Here is a 14895-nt window from a genome sequence, read left to right on the forward strand (position 1 = left end):
ATGCGGCTGCGGAAAGTCTGATCTGATGAATGTGATTGTGGTCGGTGCTGGGATCGCCGGGCTTTCGACGGCGTGGTCACTGGTCAAGGCTGGACACAGCGTCTCGATCGTCGAACAGGGGGCGATCCCCAATCCGCTGGCGGCGTCGGGCGACCATCACCGCATCATCCGCCGCGCCTACCGGGCCGGAACAGGTTATGGCCGGCTGATCACCGAAGCTTATCGGGCCTGGGACGAGATGTGGGCCGATCTCGGCGAAAGCCATCTCGATGCGCGCGGATTTGTCTGCATTTCGCGCGAGCCGGGCGACGAGGCCGAGGAATACCGCGAGGGCCTCGAAGAGGGCAATTTTCCATTCGAATTGCTGGAGCCGGACGCAGCCGTGGAACGCTGGCCATTCCTTGAGGCTGGCTCGTTCCGCTACGCTTATTTTTCGACCGAAGGCGGTGCGCTGCATTGCCGCAAGATAGCGTCCGGCCTGGCAAAATGGCTGCGGGCCAACGGCGCCAACGTCTACGAAAACAGCAAGGTCGTGGAAGTCGATGCCGAAGCCGGCCGCATCGTGCTTGCCGGTGGCGAGACCATGCAGGCCTACCGCATCGTCGTCGCTGCCGGCGCCTGGGTGTTGAAACTGTTCCCGGAATTGGGTGGCGAGCTGAAGACATATCGAACCGCGCTCGCCTATGTCGAACCGCCGGCGGACCTCGAGGCCGCCTGGCAGGCAGCACCGGTAGTTCTCGATGTCGGCGGCGCTGTCGACGGCTATGTCATCCCGCCCTCCGGCGGCGCCGGGATGAAATTCGGTTCGGGACTGCACCGGGTGCCGACCAGCGATGCCGACTGGAACCGTCAACCGGTGGCAGGCGAGGGCGAGGCGATCCGCAACCTGTTTTCGCCACCGATCGCCCGTATCGCGGAGTATCGGGTGACCGAAGTGGTCACCTGCGCCTACACCTTCACCGAAGATGAGAAGTTCCTCGCCCATGAGCGAGGAAAATGCCTGGTTGTCTCGGCCTGCTCCGGCCATGGCTACAAATTCGGCGCGGCAGTTGGCCGGCGCGTTGCTGCGGCCATCGGCAACGGAGATATTGCCGGCCTCAAGAAATGGCTGCGGGCCGAGGTGGCCTGAGCGCTTGCCTGGCCTAATCCTGGCAATGCCTCGGTATATGCACACGCCGCCAGCCTGACGACCCTTCTCGGATCAGCACGCGCCGCGCGACGGTCTGGTAGGAGGCGGGAACATCGATGACGCGCCTCTGTTCCGGCTGCACCAGCACCTCTTCGGCAATCTTGTCGTACTGCGCCGGGATGACGACGCGCCGCGTGCGCTCCGGCTGGATCACCACGGTCTCGGCGACCCGCCCGTAACGTGCCCTGTGCCAGATCTTGCACAGCACCCGGCGGCCGTGGATAACGCGCCATTCCCAGGAATAGCCGCCATCATCGACCTGGACCGTATGGTAGACGGTACGGGTGACGGCGGGCACGACCTCGTAGGTCACCTGTGCCGGAACGGTCATCACCACGCGCTCGCGGGTGCCGTAGATGGCGGGGACATAGTCGACCTGCTGGCCGGGCGGGCTGATCATGACGTCTTCGTAGACTGTATCGTAGATGGCTGGCGTCCGGAGAGGTTCATAGCATTCGACGGCGCGGCCGCCTGCCGCCGTTTCGGAAATCGTGCCGAGCATGGTCAGCCCGGCAATGGTGAAGCATGCAGTTTTCCTGAACATGACACTCCCCCTGTTTGAACTCTCCGCACAAGTTCAACGTTGAATTGTAGAGGAAGCCTTTTCGGAGAAAAGCGGTTTCCGCGCATTTCGTTAAGCGACGCGGTTAAGAAACTGCTACTGGATCACCAGTGTCGCCAGCAGGAGACGGCGTCAGCCGACAAATCCTGTCAGCGTAACCTTGATTCGACTTACCCAGATGGCTAGGACGGGTCGGCCTTGCACAAGGATGAGCCGGCATCCTATTTACGGAACAACGATCCAGAACCGATTCTGCCCGACTTGCCAGCCTTCCCGGCGCCGGAATCCCACCGCGAGATAAGAGATAACTAATGAAGAACCCCGTCGAAACCTACATGAACCTCGTTCCGATGGTGGTCGAACAGACCAATCGCGGCGAGCGGGCCTACGACATTTTCTCCCGCCTCCTCAAGGAGCGCATCATTTTCATCACCGGTCCGGTCGAGGACGGCATGGCGACGCTGGTCTGCGCGCAGCTTTTGTTCCTTGAAGCCGAGAATCCGAAGAAGGAAATCAACCTCTATATCAATTCGCCGGGCGGTGTCGTCACCTCGGGCATGGCGATCTATGACACCATGCAGTTCATCAAGCCGGCCGTCTCGACGCTCTGCATCGGCCAGGCGGCCTCGATGGGCTCGCTGCTTTTGACCGCTGGCCACAAGGATATGCGCTTCGCCACGCCGAACGCGCGCATCATGGTTCACCAGCCGTCAGGCGGCTTCCAGGGCCAGGCCTCCGACATCGAGCGCCACGCCCAGGACATCATCAAGCTGAAGCGTCGCCTCAACGAGGTTTATGTCAAGCACACCGGCAAGAGCTACGAAGAGATCGAGAAGACGCTCGACCGCGACCATTTCATGACCGCCGACGAAGCCAAGGATTTCGGCCTCATCGACAAGGTCATTTCGTCGCGCGAGGCGGCCGAAGGAGCGGTGGCATAAGGGCTTGTTGGCAGTTGGATGGCACCATCACGCGCTTTTGGCGCGTCTTGCGGCATTTCGGCCACAATTGGCTGTTCCCTCGGCGGACAGGATTGCCTACGTTAAGGCTATGTTGAGTTTCGGCGGCTTAGCTTTATGCGGGGCTGTCGCGAATCATTGCCACGTTTTCTGATTTGTGTTTCGTACGGAATGCGTTGCGGGAGCCGGGATACTGGCGGCGGCGGATTCCCGCGATAGATAGAGTATGCGCCCTTTCAGCCAGACCATCGGCGGGCGGCCATGAAAGGACATGAAAATGAGCAAGGTCGGCAACAACAGCGGCGATTCCAAGAACACGCTTTATTGCTCGTTTTGCGGCAAAAGCCAGCACGAAGTGCGCAAGCTGATCGCCGGTCCGACGGTCTTCATCTGCGACGAGTGCGTCGAGCTCTGCATGGACATCATCCGCGAGGAGAACAAGACCTCGATGGTGAAGTCGCGCGAGGGCGTGCCGACACCGCAGGAGATCCTCAAGGTTCTCGACGACTATGTCATCGGCCAGCCCTACGCCAAGCGCGTGTTGTCGGTGGCGGTTCACAACCACTACAAGCGCCTCGCGCATGCCGGCAAGAACAACGATGTCGAGCTGGCGAAGTCGAACATCCTGCTGATCGGCCCGACCGGTTGCGGCAAGACGCTGCTCGCGCAGACGCTGGCCCGCATCATCGACGTGCCGTTCACCATGGCGGACGCGACGACGCTGACCGAGGCCGGTTATGTCGGCGAGGATGTCGAAAACATCATCCTGAAGCTGTTGCAGTCGGCTGACTACAATGTCGAACGCGCCCAGCGCGGCATCGTCTACATCGACGAAATCGACAAGATTTCGCGCAAGTCCGACAATCCCTCGATCACCCGCGACGTGTCGGGCGAGGGCGTGCAGCAGGCGCTGTTGAAGATCATGGAAGGCACGGTCGCCTCCGTGCCGCCGCAGGGCGGCAGGAAGCATCCGCAGCAGGAGTTCCTGCAGGTGGACACCGCCAACATCCTGTTCATCTGCGGTGGCGCCTTCGCCGGCCTGGACAAGATCATTTCGGATCGCGGCAGAAAAACCTCGATTGGCTTCGGCGCCATCGTCGCTTCGCCGGAGGATCGCCGCACCGGCGATGTTTTCCGCCTTGTCGAGCCCGAGGATCTCTTGAAATTCGGCCTTATCCCCGAATTTGTCGGCCGTCTGCCGGTCCTGGCGACCCTTGAGGACCTTGACGAGCCCGCGCTGATCCAGATCCTGACCGAACCGAAGAATGCGCTGGTCAAGCAGTATCAGCGGCTGTTCGAGATGGAGAATGTCGACCTGACATTCCACGAGAACGCCCTGTCGGCGATCGCCAAGCGCGCCATCGAGCGCAAGACCGGCGCGCGCGGCCTGCGCTCGATCATGGAAGCGATCCTGCTCGACACGATGTTCGAACTTCCCGCGCTCGAAGGCGTGCGCGAAGTGGTGATTTCGGAAGAGGTGGTTACCGGCAGCGCCCGGCCGCTCTACATCTATTCCGAACAGAAGGAAAAGAAGGGCAATGTCAGCGCCTGACATGAGCCCGCAGCGGAATTTTGAAACGGCGCCGCAAGGCGCCGTTTTGCTGTCATGCAGGGTTTTGCGGCTGCGTCCGGTCTTGCCGTCGCAAATCTGTCATTTGCGGGCACGTTGGAGGAGTGGATTTGTACCGGCCCCTTGATCTTTGTGGATCGTGCATCCAACTAAACGGAGAAGGCCGAGGTGCCCGATTTCTGTGCTGTAAAACTCCCGTCATAAACGGTGGTAGGCGGAACGATCCCCGGTCGTTAATATAGGATTCGCGGTTGGCTGGTTGGCGGCCGCGACATGAAAGGTTCGACAATGGCCAAAATATCCAAGGCTCCCGGCGACGGCGTCTTCGCGGTCCTCCCGCTGCGCGACATCGTGGTGTTCCCGCACATGATCGTTCCGCTCTTCGTCGGGCGTGAAAAGTCGATCAAGGCGCTGGAAGAGGTGATGGGGCAGGAAAAGCAGATCCTGCTTGCCACCCAGATGAACGCCGCCGACGACGATCCCGAGCCCGATGCCATTTTTGACATCGGCACGCTCGCCAATGTGCTGCAATTGCTGAAGCTGCCCGACGGCACCGTCAAGGTTCTGGTCGAAGGCGCCTCGCGCGCGAAAATCGTCTCGTTCACCGACCGTCCCGACTTCCACGAGGCCCGCGCCACGGCGCTGGTCGAGCCGGAAGAGGAAGAGGTTGAGGTCGAGGCGTTGGCTCGTTCCGTCGTCACCGACTTCGAGAACTACGTCAAGCTGAACAAGAAGATCTCGCCTGAAGTGGTGGGTGCCGCCAGCCAGATCGACGACTATTCCAAGCTCGCCGACACGGTTGCCTCGCATCTCGCCATCAAGATCCCCGAGAAGCAGGAAATGCTGGCCACGCTCTCGGTCAAGGAGCGGCTGGAAAAGGCGATGGGCTTCATGGAAGCCGAAATCTCCGTCCTGCAGGTGGAGAAGCGCATCCGCTCGCGCGTCAAGCGCCAGATGGAGAAGACGCAGCGCGAGTACTACCTCAACGAGCAGATGAAGGCGATCCAGAAGGAGCTCGGCGAGGGCGAGGACGGCCGCGACGAGGCCGCCGAGATCGAGGCGCGCATCAAGAAGACCAAGCTCTCCAAGGAGGCTCGCGAAAAGGCGGAAGCCGAATTGAAGAAGCTCAGGACGATGTCGCCGATGTCGGCTGAATCGACCGTCGTGCGCAACTATCTCGACTGGATCCTGTCGATCCCGTGGGGCAAGAACTCCAAGGTCAAGCAGGACCTGGCTTTCGCGCAGAACGTGCTCGACACCGATCATTTCGGCCTCGACAAGGTCAAGGACCGCATTGTCGAGTACCTTGCCGTGCAAAGCCGCCAGAAGAAGCTGAAGGGGCCGATCCTGTGCCTCGTCGGCCCTCCCGGCGTCGGCAAGACCTCGCTCGGCAAGTCGATCGCCAAGGCGACGGGTCGCGAATTCATCCGCATGGCGCTGGGCGGCGTGCGTGACGAAGCCGAGATCCGCGGCCATCGGCGCACCTATATCGGCTCGATGCCCGGCAAGGTCATCCAGTCGATGAAGAAGGCGAAGAAGTCCAACCCGCTCTTCCTGCTCGACGAGATCGACAAGATGGGCCAGGACTTCCGTGGCGATCCGTCGTCGGCGCTGCTCGAGGTGCTCGATCCCGAACAGAACTCGACGTTCATGGACCACTACCTCGAGGTCGAATACGATCTGTCGAGCGTGATGTTCGTGACGACGGCGAACACGCTGAACATCCCTGCGCCCTTGATGGACCGCATGGAGATCATCCGTATCGCCGGCTACACCGAGGACGAGAAGATCGAAATCGCCAAGCGGCACCTGATGCCGAAGGTGGTGCGCGACCATGCCCTGCAGCCGAAGGAGTTCTCCGTCGGCGAGGACGCGATCCGCGCCATCATCCAGACCTACACCCGTGAAGCGGGCGTCAGAAGCCTGGAGCGCGAGCTGATGAAGCTCGGGCGCAAGGCGGTGACCGAGATCCTGAGGACGAAGAAGAAGACGGTGAGCATCACGGCGGCGAACCTCGCCGACTACCTCGGTGTTCCGCGCTTCCGCTTCGGTCAGGTCGAGGCTGACGATCAGGTCGGTGTCGTCACCGGGCTTGCCTGGACGGAAGTCGGCGGCGAGCTGCTGACGGTTGAAGGCGTCATGATGCCCGGCAAGGGCCGCATGACGGTGACCGGCAACCTGCGCGACGTGATGAAGGAATCGATTTCGGCGGCGGCCTCCTATGTCCGCTCGCGCGCCATCGATTTCGGCATCGAGCCGCCGCTGTTCGACAAGCGCGACATCCACGTGCACGTGCCGGAAGGCGCCACGCCCAAGGATGGACCGTCTGCCGGCGTGGCGATGGCGACCGCGATCATCTCGGTGCTGACCGGCATTCCGATCAAGGCCGATGTGGCGATGACCGGCGAGATCACGCTGCGCGGCAGGGTGCTGCCGATCGGCGGCCTCAAGGAGAAGCTGCTGGCCGCATTGCGCGGCGGCATCAAGAAGGTGCTGATCCCGGAAGACAACGCCAAGGACCTGGCGGAGATTCCGGACAACGTGAAGAACGGCATGGAAATCATTCCGGTCTCGCGGGTCGGTGAGGTGTTGCGCCACGCGCTGGTGCGTATGCCGGAGCCGATCGAATGGGTCGAACCGGTCAATCCGCCGGCAACGACCGACAACGCGGACGATGCCGGCAAGACGCTCGCACATTAGTAAAAGCTAAAGTTGCAGCGCACAAACAGAGAGCCGGGCTTCATGCCCGGCTTTTTCATGTGAAAAACCCCGGAATTCCGGGCTTTTTCCGCTTTTTCTTGGGCATTTCGACTTGGTTGCGGCAACGCTTCTTTCTAAAGTCCGTTTCCTGCCGGATGAGTCGTTAGTTCCGGTGTTCTCATGGAAGGGAATTTTTATGAACAAGAACGAACTGGTGTCCGCTGTCGCCGACGCCGCGAGCATTTCGAAGGGTGACGCGCAGTCGGCGGTCGATGCGGTATTTTCCGTGATCACCGGCGAACTGAAGAAGGGCGGCGATGTCCGGCTTGTCGGCTTTGGCAATTTCACCGTGTCAAAGCGTGCGGCCTCGACCGGTCGCAATCCGCAGACCGGTGCCGAAGTGCAGATCCCGGCACGCACCGTGCCGAAGTTCTCGGCCGGCAAGGGCCTCAAGGACGCAGTAAACTAAGCGTTTCGTTTCTTTTCAGAGACCAGAAAAGCCGGGCTTGCCCGGCTTTTCATTTTTGTGCCCGACGCCGATACACGCGACCAGAAAAGCCGGGCTTGCCCGGCTTTTCATTTTCATTTGCCGGGCCTGGAGTGGGTCAGGCTGTCCCGGAAAATGAGGGCGCGAAGCAGCCAAACTCGCGAGTCAGAAAAGCCGGGATGGAGGGCGCTTGACGCGAGTCCGCGTTTTGCGCTCGACCGAGAGCCCTGGCCATACTATCCTGAACCTTGGACACAGGCGGCGCTGCTCCACCTCAAGAGAGGTTCCCCATGCCTAGGGGTGTTCGGAAATGAACCTGTTGATCGACAAGCTTGGCGGATTGATCTTTATCGTCCTTGGCTTCCTGCTGGCGGCATCGGGGTACCGGGCCACATCGATGGGATATATGGCTGCCGGGATCGTTCTGCTCGCCATCGGTATTGCACTGGTGGTACGCAAGGTGTTCCGGCGAAATCAAGACAGTCAACGGTGACGGCCGCCGAGGGGTAGAGAGCCAACCCCCTGCGTTCGAGCGGTCGGCCGACAGCATCCGAACAGATCGGTCGGCAGCCGTGCAAGCGCTGCATAAACCTGTAAATTGGCCCTCGGATTTGCTTTGAAGCGAGTATACGCTTCCATCGCCAGGCCTTTCACCTGGTCGGGCACCGGCAAATGGCCGGTAAGCCGGGTCCGCTTTTGGGCGACATGCATTAGCCATTCGGCGCGTCGGAGCGCATCAGGCCTTCCTGCTTGAGATCGGCCCAAAGCGCTGCCGGCAGCTTCGCGTCGAGCAGCGAGCGGTTGCTCTCGACTTCGCTCGGCCGCTGGCCGCCGGGGATCACCGAGACGACCGACGGGTGCAGCAACGGGAATTGCAGCGCCGCCTCGATCAGCCGCACGCCATGGCGCTTGCAGACGGCCTCGATGCGCGCCACGCGGTCAAGCACGTCCTGTGGCGCTTCGGTGTAGTTATAGTAGGCGCCCGGTTTCGGCCCCGTTGCCAGGATACCGGAATTGTAAGGTCCGCCGAGAACGATGCCGATGCCGCGCGCCTGGCAAAGCGGCAGGAAGGATATCAGCGCCTCCTGCTCCAGCAGCGTATAGCGCCCGGCAAGCAGGAACAGGTCGAAATCGCCGCGCTCGGCCAGAATCTGGGCAACCTGCCACTCGTTGATGCCGCCGCCGAACGCCTTGATCGCGCCCTGGTCGCGCAGCGACAGCAGCCCGTAGTAGCCCGAGCGCATGAATTCCTCGATGCGCCGGTCGGACGCTTCCTTGCTGCCATGGGTGAAGATGTCGACATCGTGTACGAAAAGGATGTCGATGCGGTCGACACCGAGGCGCTCGAGCGAGGCTTCGAACGAACGCATGACGCCGTCATAGCTGTAGTCGTACACCTCACGGCGCGACGGGGTGTCGAAGAACTTGCCTATGCCGGTGCGCTCTTCCGGCGGACAGGCACGCATGATGCGGCCGACCTTGCTCGACAACACATAGTCGTCGCGCTTCTTGGAGCGCAGGAAGGGGTTGAGCCGCGTTTCCGACAGGCCGAGCCCGTAGAGCGGCGCGGTGTCGTAGTAGCGGCAGCCGGTCGCCCACGCAGCCTCCAGCGTGGCATTGGCATCCTCGTCCGAGACGGCACGGTAGAGGTTGCCGAGCGGCGCCGTGCCGAAGCCGAGCTCGGTAAAGCTGATGCCGCCATTGCCGATGCGGTCGAAATGCCGTGTCTTCATGTTCTACGGTTTTCCTGGGTTGATTTGTCTGACATGACACTATCATGCCCGTGGCCCGGCAAAAGCGCCGCGCAGCGTTGGACACGCATTTTCCCCGTTGCTAGCATGAACGAAATCAAGCTGTTCGCGGGAGAAATCCCGGGATGATTTTGAGGGCGGGTTTGTGGTGAGCGAGCAGGGCGAAAACCTCTTCAAGACCGCGCTCGGCGAACTCGGCGGCGTATTGGCTCGCATCGACGAGAGTCGCATCGACGCGGCTTGCAGGATGCTGGCCGACGCCGGGCGGATCGTCGTCTATGGCTGCGGCCGCGAGGCCTTGCAGGTCAAGGGTTTTGCCATGCGGCTCTACCATCTCGGCCTGCCGGTCTCCGTGGTCGGCGACATGACCACGCCGCCCCTGGGGGCGGGTGATGTCTTCCTGGCCAGTTCCGGGCCTGGCGAGACATCGACCGTGCTGACCCTGATGCGGGTCGCGCACGGTGCCGGCGCAACCAACCTCCTGCTGACCGCTCAGGCCGGGAGCAGCGCAGCAAGACAGGCCGATTTCACGCTGCTCATCCCGGCGCAGACCATGGCCAACGACCAGGGGCCGAAGAAGACATCGGTGCTGCCGATGGGCTCGGTATTCGAAGGCGCGCTGTTCCTGCTGTTCGAGGTGATGGTGCTGAAGCTCAGGGATTTGACGGCGGCGACACCGGAAGCCATGCGCGCCCGCCACACCAACATGGAATAGATCATGCGCTACGAACTGATGTTGCCACACCAGATCCGCAAGGCGATCGCCGAGAACTGGCCGGTGGCATTGCCGCTCGGCGTGCTCGAGTACCACGGCGAGCACATGGCCGTCGGCATGGACACGCTGGCCGTCATCAAGACGCTGGAACTGTTCGAGAAGGAGAGGGACGTTGTCATCCTGCCGCCCTTCTACTACGGCGCGGCAAGCTATGCGGTGGCGCCGCCGGAAGGCAGCGGCTCGGTGCAGGTCGGTGGCAATGCGCTGGCGCCGTTCGCGGAGGAGCTGTTCTACAGCCTGCTGCGCATCGGTTTTCGCAACATCCACGCCATCATCCACCACCAGACCGAGAATTTCGCCGCCGGCATGCCGACCGACCTCGCCTTCAAGACCGCCGGCCGCCAGGCGATCTTCCGCTTCCTCGAGAAGCAGCGCGGCGAGGGCTGGTGGGGATCGGAGGCGATGGCCGACTACTATTCCGGGCACGCCGCGGGTGAAAATTTCTTCAATTGGGTGCAAGTGCATCCGCTGATGCCGGCGGCAATGAACGGCAAATACCCGTTCGACCATGCCGGCATTGGCGAGACGTCATTGATGCTGGCGCTATGCCCGGAAGCCGTCGATGCCGCTCATTTCGCCGACAATACGGGCTGGTACACGGCGAGCGCCAAGGATGCATCGGCTGAGCTCGGAGAAGAGGGCGTCGCCATGATCATGGATCACCTGCGCGCGATCCTGAGGGGCTAATCGCTGATTTTCTGCCGCTCTGCCCGGTAGTCGGCGATCGACTTGTCCGGATCGCTTTTCGTTGCCGCGGCCCAAATGAACGTGCCGCCGCCGGCAATTGCAAGGATGGCAAAGAGCGCGATGCCAAGTGGAAACAGCTTGGTGTAGAGCACGATCAGCAGCAAGGAGAGGCCGCCTCCCACCATCGCCAGTACAAAGCCGGCGATGACGGCTTGGCCTTGCCAGGCGACGGGCATGACGCCCTTGCCGTAGCGGTCGTAACCCTGGTGGCCCGCGCGGATGTTGCGCGCGAACCAGTATGTGGTCGTCACTTCACCGCCCCGGCAGTCATGCCCATGATCAGATAACGTTCCAGCGCGATGCCAATAACGGCAAGCGGCGCTATTGCCGCGGTGGCCAGCGCTGCCATCGACCACCAGTTGATGCCTTGCGAGCCGGTCTGGCTCGCCACCATGACGGGAATTGTCTTGGCGTCGGTCGAAGTCAGAAGCGCGGCGAAGAAATACTCGTTCCAGCACAGCACCATCGCCAGGATGAAGGCGGCGACCATGCCCGGCAACGCGATCGGCATGACAATGCGCAGGAACGCCCCCCAGATCGAAAGCCCGTCGACCAGTGCCGCTTCCTCGAGCTCGACCGGGATCGAGTTGAACTGGTCGCGCATGATCCAGATGACGATCGGCAACACCATCAGCGTGTAGAGCAGGATCAGCCCGACGCGCGTGTCGAGCAGGCCGACTTCCCGGTAGAGCACCAGGAAGGGCAGCGCCAACACCACCGGCGGCAGGATCAGCTGCGACAGGAAGAAGAACGAGATGTCCTCGTTCTTGAACCAGGCGAAGCGGTAGCGATAGCGGGTGAGCCCGTAGGCCGCGAGGCTGCCGATGACGATGGCGAGGCTCGACGCGCCGACCGAGGTGATAACCGAGTTCATGAAGCGCTTGAAGAACTCATCGCGCACCGTGGAGGTCTGGAAGATCGAATCCGGCGACAGGCCGAGCGAACGCCAGCCCTTCCAGTCCGGCTGGAAATCGACGAAGGGGATCAAGTGGCCCTGGGTGACATCGACCGCCGATTTGAACGAAGTGGTTAGCGTCCAGTAGATCGGGAACAGGCAGATGAAGGCCCAGAACACCAGCGCGCCGTAGATGAAGACGCGGCTGGTGATGAAGCTCGCCGGAGAGCGGATTTCGGAAACGGTGTATTCGGTGGTTTGAACGCTCATGATCCCGGCCGCTCAGTTAACGTTGCGCACGAAGCGGTTGGCGAATTTCAGCAGCCAGGTCACGAACACGATGATGATGACGAGATAGGCCATCGCCAGCATGGTTCCATAGCCGACATTCGAGCGGTCGCGGTATTCGCGGTAGATGAAACTGGAGACGGAATCGGTGGCGCCACCGGGCCCGCCCGAGGTCACCGTGATGATGATGTCGGCAAGCTTCAGCTTGAAGATGATGCGCAGGATGACGGCCGTCACCGACACCGGCAGCATCAGCGGAAAAGTGACCTGCCAGAAGGTCTGCCACGCATTGGCACCGTCGACCCGTGCGGCTTCGAGTATCTCGCGCGACATCGCTTGCAGGCCGGCGAGCAGCATGATCATCATGAACGGGATGAAGGTCCATGCATCCAGCACCATGATGGAGATGCGGGCGGTGATCGGATCCGAGAAGAAGGCCGGATTTTCCCAGCCGAGATGGCGCGCCAGTGTTGCCGCCGGCCCGAAGCGGTATTCCATCAGCGATTTGCCGACCATCCACGACACCGCGACCGGCGACAGCATCAGCGGCATCAGGAAGACGACGCGGAAGAACTTTCGTGCGCGGATTTGTGCATTGAGCAACAGCGCCAATCCGAATGCGATCACATATTCGACCAGCACGGCAAGCACATAGAGCACCATGTTGAACAGCGCGTTGCGATAGTAGGGATCGCTCAGCATCTGCCAGAAATTGTCGAGCCCGTTGAACCTGCGGCCGCTGAAGGAACTGAGGTTCCAGTCGGTGAGCGCGATGTAGAAGCCGAACAGCGTCGGGAAGATCACCATGGCGATGGTGAACAGCAGTGCCGGCAACAGGAACAGCGCGCGCTGGCCGTCTTCACCGCGCGTCAGCACCTGGCCGATGCCGATTGCCACGCCCCACAGCACATAGGCGTAGACGACCGGACGCCAGGTCTCGAAGCCGATAGCGCCGGTGTCGGTCTTGTACTGGATCTCCAGCGCGATCGTCGCCAGCAGGCCGAGCGTAGCAGCAGCCATCAAAGCCCAGCCCAGCCGTTTACGGGCCGGTGAAATCAGGTCGTAAGGGGCGGCGTCTGCCGGCCACTGGTTCGCGGTCGAAGTCTGGTCAGCCACAAATCTCGCCCATTCAGGGGCTCCGCGATGAGGCGGAGCCGGTCAGTTGTGGTCCGGCGGCCTATGCCGCCGGACCACGGGTTCACATAAGCCAGCCTACATGCCGAGCGAAGCCTTGTAGAGCTTGACCTGCTTTTCGCGGCCGATCTGGTCGGTCAGCTTCTCCCAGGCCGCGGCAATGGCGTCGGCGCCCTCCTGCGCCTTCATCTTGCCCGCGAAGGTGTTGGCCAGAATGTCCTCGGCGGCGCTGTAGTACTGGAAGATGCCGGGGATGCGGGGCTCGATCGCCGCGTTCGGATGGTTGTAGGAGTCGCCTTCCGACTTGAGGTACGAGGTGATGAAAGCCTCGTCGTAGCCTGCCGCCACCCATTCCGGAATATCGAAGTGGGAATTGCGGTAGGGCTGGAAGCCCGACGGATACATCGCCGTCCAGATCGACAGGTCCTTGCCGCCGAGATGGGCGGCGGCGGACCATGCCGCCTTCTTCTTCTTCTCGTCGGCATCGACGCGGGCCATCACATAGACGCCCCAGCCGAGATAGGCGCAGTTCGGCGAATAGTTCGGCCCGCTGGCGAGCTTTTCCCACTTGCCGGTCTTGGAATTGTAGACGTCGTCGGAACCGGGCAGGATCGAGAAGCCGGTGACATCGCCAATGACCGAGGAATCGTTGGTCTTGACGTTGGAGCCGATGTCGCCCCACCAGGGGATCATCGAACCGGTGCCGGCCAGGAACTGCTGGAAGCCGGTAGTGTTCGGGTCAGCGTTGATCTGGTCCGCCGGCTCGGAAGGCAAGGCGTCGATGACGTCCTGGATTGCCCGCACCCAGGCCGGGTTGTTGATGCGCGGCTTCATCGTGTCGGCGTCGAACAGCCAGGCCTTGTCATCGGGATGCTTGGCATAGGCGGTAGCGCGGCTGCCAAGGAAGTAGAAGCCGAACCCGCCCCAGGGCTTGGGCGCGTCGAGATAGCCATAGACGTCCTGGCCCTTGAACTTCTTGCCCTTGAGGAATTTGGTGACCGCCTGGACCTGTTGCCAGGTCTTCGGCACGCCCCACTCGCCCTCACCGCCGCCATCCTTCCACTGCTTGGCGAGATCGGCGTCGGCGAACACGTCGGTGCGGTAGTTGAAATTGTGCGTGTCGCCGTCAATGGTCACGCGGTACTGCTTGCCGTCCCAGGTGCCGACCGGAGGCTTGAGATAGTTGACCAGATCGTCGAAATCGATCTGCTTCTTGACCCAGTCGGGCATTTCCGATGTCAGGCCCTTGCCGCAGACATCGCCTTCGAACGGCGCGCCCATCTCGATGATGTCGAAGTCGACGGTGCCGGTGGCGATCGACTGCTGCAGGCGGGCATTGTAATCGGCCTGCGCCAGATCGATCCAGCTGATCTTGGCGCCGGTATAGGCTTCCCATGGCTTCAGGAAGCCGCGGAACAGCACATTGTGCAGGTTCTGGTTGTTGAGACCCATGAAGGTCAGCTCGACGCCGGCGAATTCGCCTTCCTTTACGTTGGCCTTGGTTGCTTCCAGGCAAAGCTCGCCGACCTTCTGGAAGTCAGCGTCCGTCGGCTGACCCTTGCCGACACCGGGGATCTGCAGGATTTTCGTGCGAAGCTCGCTGGCGGCGGAGGCCGGACGCGTCAACGCGCCAAGCCCGGCGCCGGACGCGGCTGCGATAGCGGCCATGCTGGCAGCGCCCTTCAAGATGTCGCGCCTCGTGGCGCCGGCACGGACCAGCTTTTCGTAAAGACCTGTTCTCATGGACTATTCCTCCCAGAATATCAGTGTGAATGGATGTGGTCACTGTCGGACGCTGGAGCACCAGCGATTCTCCCGGCTCGGAAACGAATTACGCA

General features: G+C 61.8%; 14 protein-coding genes. 8 read left to right on the forward strand and 6 right to left on the reverse strand.

The window, feature by feature from the left end; translation table 11 throughout:
• Positions 1–25: 25 nt before the first annotated feature.
• The gene (locus OOJ09_RS13480) at positions 26–1129 is read left to right on the forward strand and encodes an NAD(P)/FAD-dependent oxidoreductase (RefSeq protein WP_269905691.1); all 1104 of its coding nucleotides are present in this window, start codon (positions 26–28) and stop codon (positions 1127–1129) included.
• 13 nt (positions 1130–1142) lie between these two features.
• On the opposite strand, the gene OOJ09_RS13485 is transcribed toward OOJ09_RS13480, so the two are convergent.
• On the reverse strand, positions 1143–1733 hold the full coding sequence (locus tag OOJ09_RS13485) for a hypothetical protein (protein WP_269905692.1): 591 nt from the start codon (positions 1731–1733) through the stop codon (positions 1143–1145).
• A gap of 329 nt (positions 1734–2062) precedes the next feature.
• Here OOJ09_RS13485 and clpP point away from each other — a divergent pair, with 329 nt between their 5' ends.
• From clpP to OOJ09_RS13510, 5 genes are all read left to right on the forward strand, one after another.
• Complete coding sequence (gene clpP / locus OOJ09_RS13490; protein WP_256750838.1) at positions 2063–2692, forward strand: ATP-dependent Clp endopeptidase proteolytic subunit ClpP; 630 nt, start codon at positions 2063–2065, stop codon at positions 2690–2692.
• Positions 2693–2987: 295 nt separating this feature from the next.
• Complete coding sequence (gene clpX / locus OOJ09_RS13495) at positions 2988–4262, forward strand: ATP-dependent Clp protease ATP-binding subunit ClpX (protein ID WP_023759839.1); 1275 nt, start codon at positions 2988–2990, stop codon at positions 4260–4262.
• 306 nt (positions 4263–4568) lie between these two features.
• On the forward strand, positions 4569–6980 hold the full coding sequence (gene lon, locus OOJ09_RS13500) for an endopeptidase La (protein ID WP_269905693.1): 2412 nt from the start codon (positions 4569–4571) through the stop codon (positions 6978–6980).
• A 196-nt stretch (positions 6981–7176) separates the two neighbouring features.
• The gene (locus OOJ09_RS13505) at positions 7177–7449 is read left to right on the forward strand and encodes an HU family DNA-binding protein (protein WP_023798342.1); all 273 of its coding nucleotides are present in this window, start codon (positions 7177–7179) and stop codon (positions 7447–7449) included.
• 328 nt (positions 7450–7777) lie between these two features.
• Positions 7778–7960 carry a hypothetical protein gene (locus OOJ09_RS13510; RefSeq protein ID WP_269905694.1) on the forward strand — a complete coding sequence of 61 codons (183 nt, stop codon included), beginning with the start codon at positions 7778–7780 and terminating at the stop codon, positions 7958–7960.
• Positions 7961–8177: 217 nt separating this feature from the next.
• On the opposite strand, the gene OOJ09_RS13515 is transcribed toward OOJ09_RS13510, so the two are convergent.
• The gene (locus tag OOJ09_RS13515) at positions 8178–9200 is read right to left on the reverse strand and encodes an aldo/keto reductase (RefSeq protein ID WP_269905695.1); all 1023 of its coding nucleotides are present in this window, start codon (positions 9198–9200) and stop codon (positions 8178–8180) included.
• A gap of 166 nt (positions 9201–9366) precedes the next feature.
• Between OOJ09_RS13515 and OOJ09_RS13520 the strand changes: the two genes are divergently transcribed.
• Together OOJ09_RS13520 and OOJ09_RS13525 are read left to right on the forward strand one after the other, a co-directional pair.
• A complete protein-coding gene (locus OOJ09_RS13520; RefSeq protein ID WP_269905696.1) occupies positions 9367–9933 on the forward strand; it encodes an SIS domain-containing protein in 567 nt (188 codons plus the stop codon).
• A gap of 3 nt (positions 9934–9936) precedes the next feature.
• On the forward strand, positions 9937–10680 hold the full coding sequence (locus tag OOJ09_RS13525; protein WP_269905697.1) for a creatininase family protein: 744 nt from the start codon (positions 9937–9939) through the stop codon (positions 10678–10680).
• Here OOJ09_RS13525 and OOJ09_RS13530 read toward each other — a convergent pair.
• From OOJ09_RS13530 to OOJ09_RS13545, 4 genes are all read right to left on the reverse strand, one after another.
• Entirely contained in the window at positions 10677–10991 is a 315-nt protein-coding gene (locus OOJ09_RS13530) for a hypothetical protein (RefSeq protein ID WP_269905698.1), read from the reverse strand. The genes OOJ09_RS13525 and OOJ09_RS13530 overlap by 4 nt on opposite strands.
• Positions 10988–11905 carry a carbohydrate ABC transporter permease gene (locus OOJ09_RS13535; RefSeq protein WP_269905699.1) on the reverse strand — a complete coding sequence of 306 codons (918 nt, stop codon included), beginning with the start codon at positions 11903–11905 and terminating at the stop codon, positions 10988–10990. Before OOJ09_RS13535 ends, OOJ09_RS13530 begins: the two co-directional genes overlap by 4 nt.
• A 12-nt stretch (positions 11906–11917) precedes the next feature.
• Positions 11918–13039 carry a carbohydrate ABC transporter permease gene (locus tag OOJ09_RS13540; RefSeq protein WP_269905700.1) on the reverse strand — a complete coding sequence of 374 codons (1122 nt, stop codon included), beginning with the start codon at positions 13037–13039 and terminating at the stop codon, positions 11918–11920.
• Positions 13040–13135: 96 nt separating this feature from the next.
• Positions 13136–14800: an ABC transporter substrate-binding protein gene (locus OOJ09_RS13545; RefSeq protein ID WP_269905701.1), complete on the reverse strand. Its 1665-nt coding sequence runs from the start codon at positions 14798–14800 to the stop codon at positions 13136–13138.
• Between the last annotated feature and the right edge of the window lie 95 nt (positions 14801–14895).

The organism is Mesorhizobium qingshengii, assembly GCF_027563465.1.
In the GTDB taxonomy this organism is placed as follows: Bacteria; Pseudomonadota; Alphaproteobacteria; order Rhizobiales; family Rhizobiaceae; genus Mesorhizobium; species Mesorhizobium qingshengii_A.

Coding starts and splice junctions, on each gene's coding strand:
- OOJ09_RS13480 (WP_269905691.1), top strand. CDS start 26: ATGAATGTGATTGTGGTCGGTGCTGGGATCGCCGGGCTTTCGACGGCG.
- OOJ09_RS13485 (WP_269905692.1), bottom strand. CDS start 1,733: ATGTTCAGGAAAACTGCATGCTTCACCATTGCCGGGCTGACCATGCTC.
- clpP (WP_256750838.1), top strand. CDS start 2,063: ATGAAGAACCCCGTCGAAACCTACATGAACCTCGTTCCGATGGTGGTC.
- clpX (WP_023759839.1), top strand. CDS start 2,988: ATGAGCAAGGTCGGCAACAACAGCGGCGATTCCAAGAACACGCTTTAT.
- lon (WP_269905693.1), top strand. CDS start 4,569: ATGGCCAAAATATCCAAGGCTCCCGGCGACGGCGTCTTCGCGGTCCTC.
- OOJ09_RS13505 (WP_023798342.1), top strand. CDS start 7,177: ATGAACAAGAACGAACTGGTGTCCGCTGTCGCCGACGCCGCGAGCATT.
- OOJ09_RS13510 (WP_269905694.1), top strand. CDS start 7,778: ATGAACCTGTTGATCGACAAGCTTGGCGGATTGATCTTTATCGTCCTT.
- OOJ09_RS13515 (WP_269905695.1), bottom strand. CDS start 9,200: ATGAAGACACGGCATTTCGACCGCATCGGCAATGGCGGCATCAGCTTT.
- OOJ09_RS13525 (WP_269905697.1), top strand. CDS start 9,937: ATGCGCTACGAACTGATGTTGCCACACCAGATCCGCAAGGCGATCGCC.
- OOJ09_RS13535 (WP_269905699.1), bottom strand. CDS start 11,905: ATGAGCGTTCAAACCACCGAATACACCGTTTCCGAAATCCGCTCTCCG.
- OOJ09_RS13545 (WP_269905701.1), bottom strand. CDS start 14,800: ATGAGAACAGGTCTTTACGAAAAGCTGGTCCGTGCCGGCGCCACGAGG.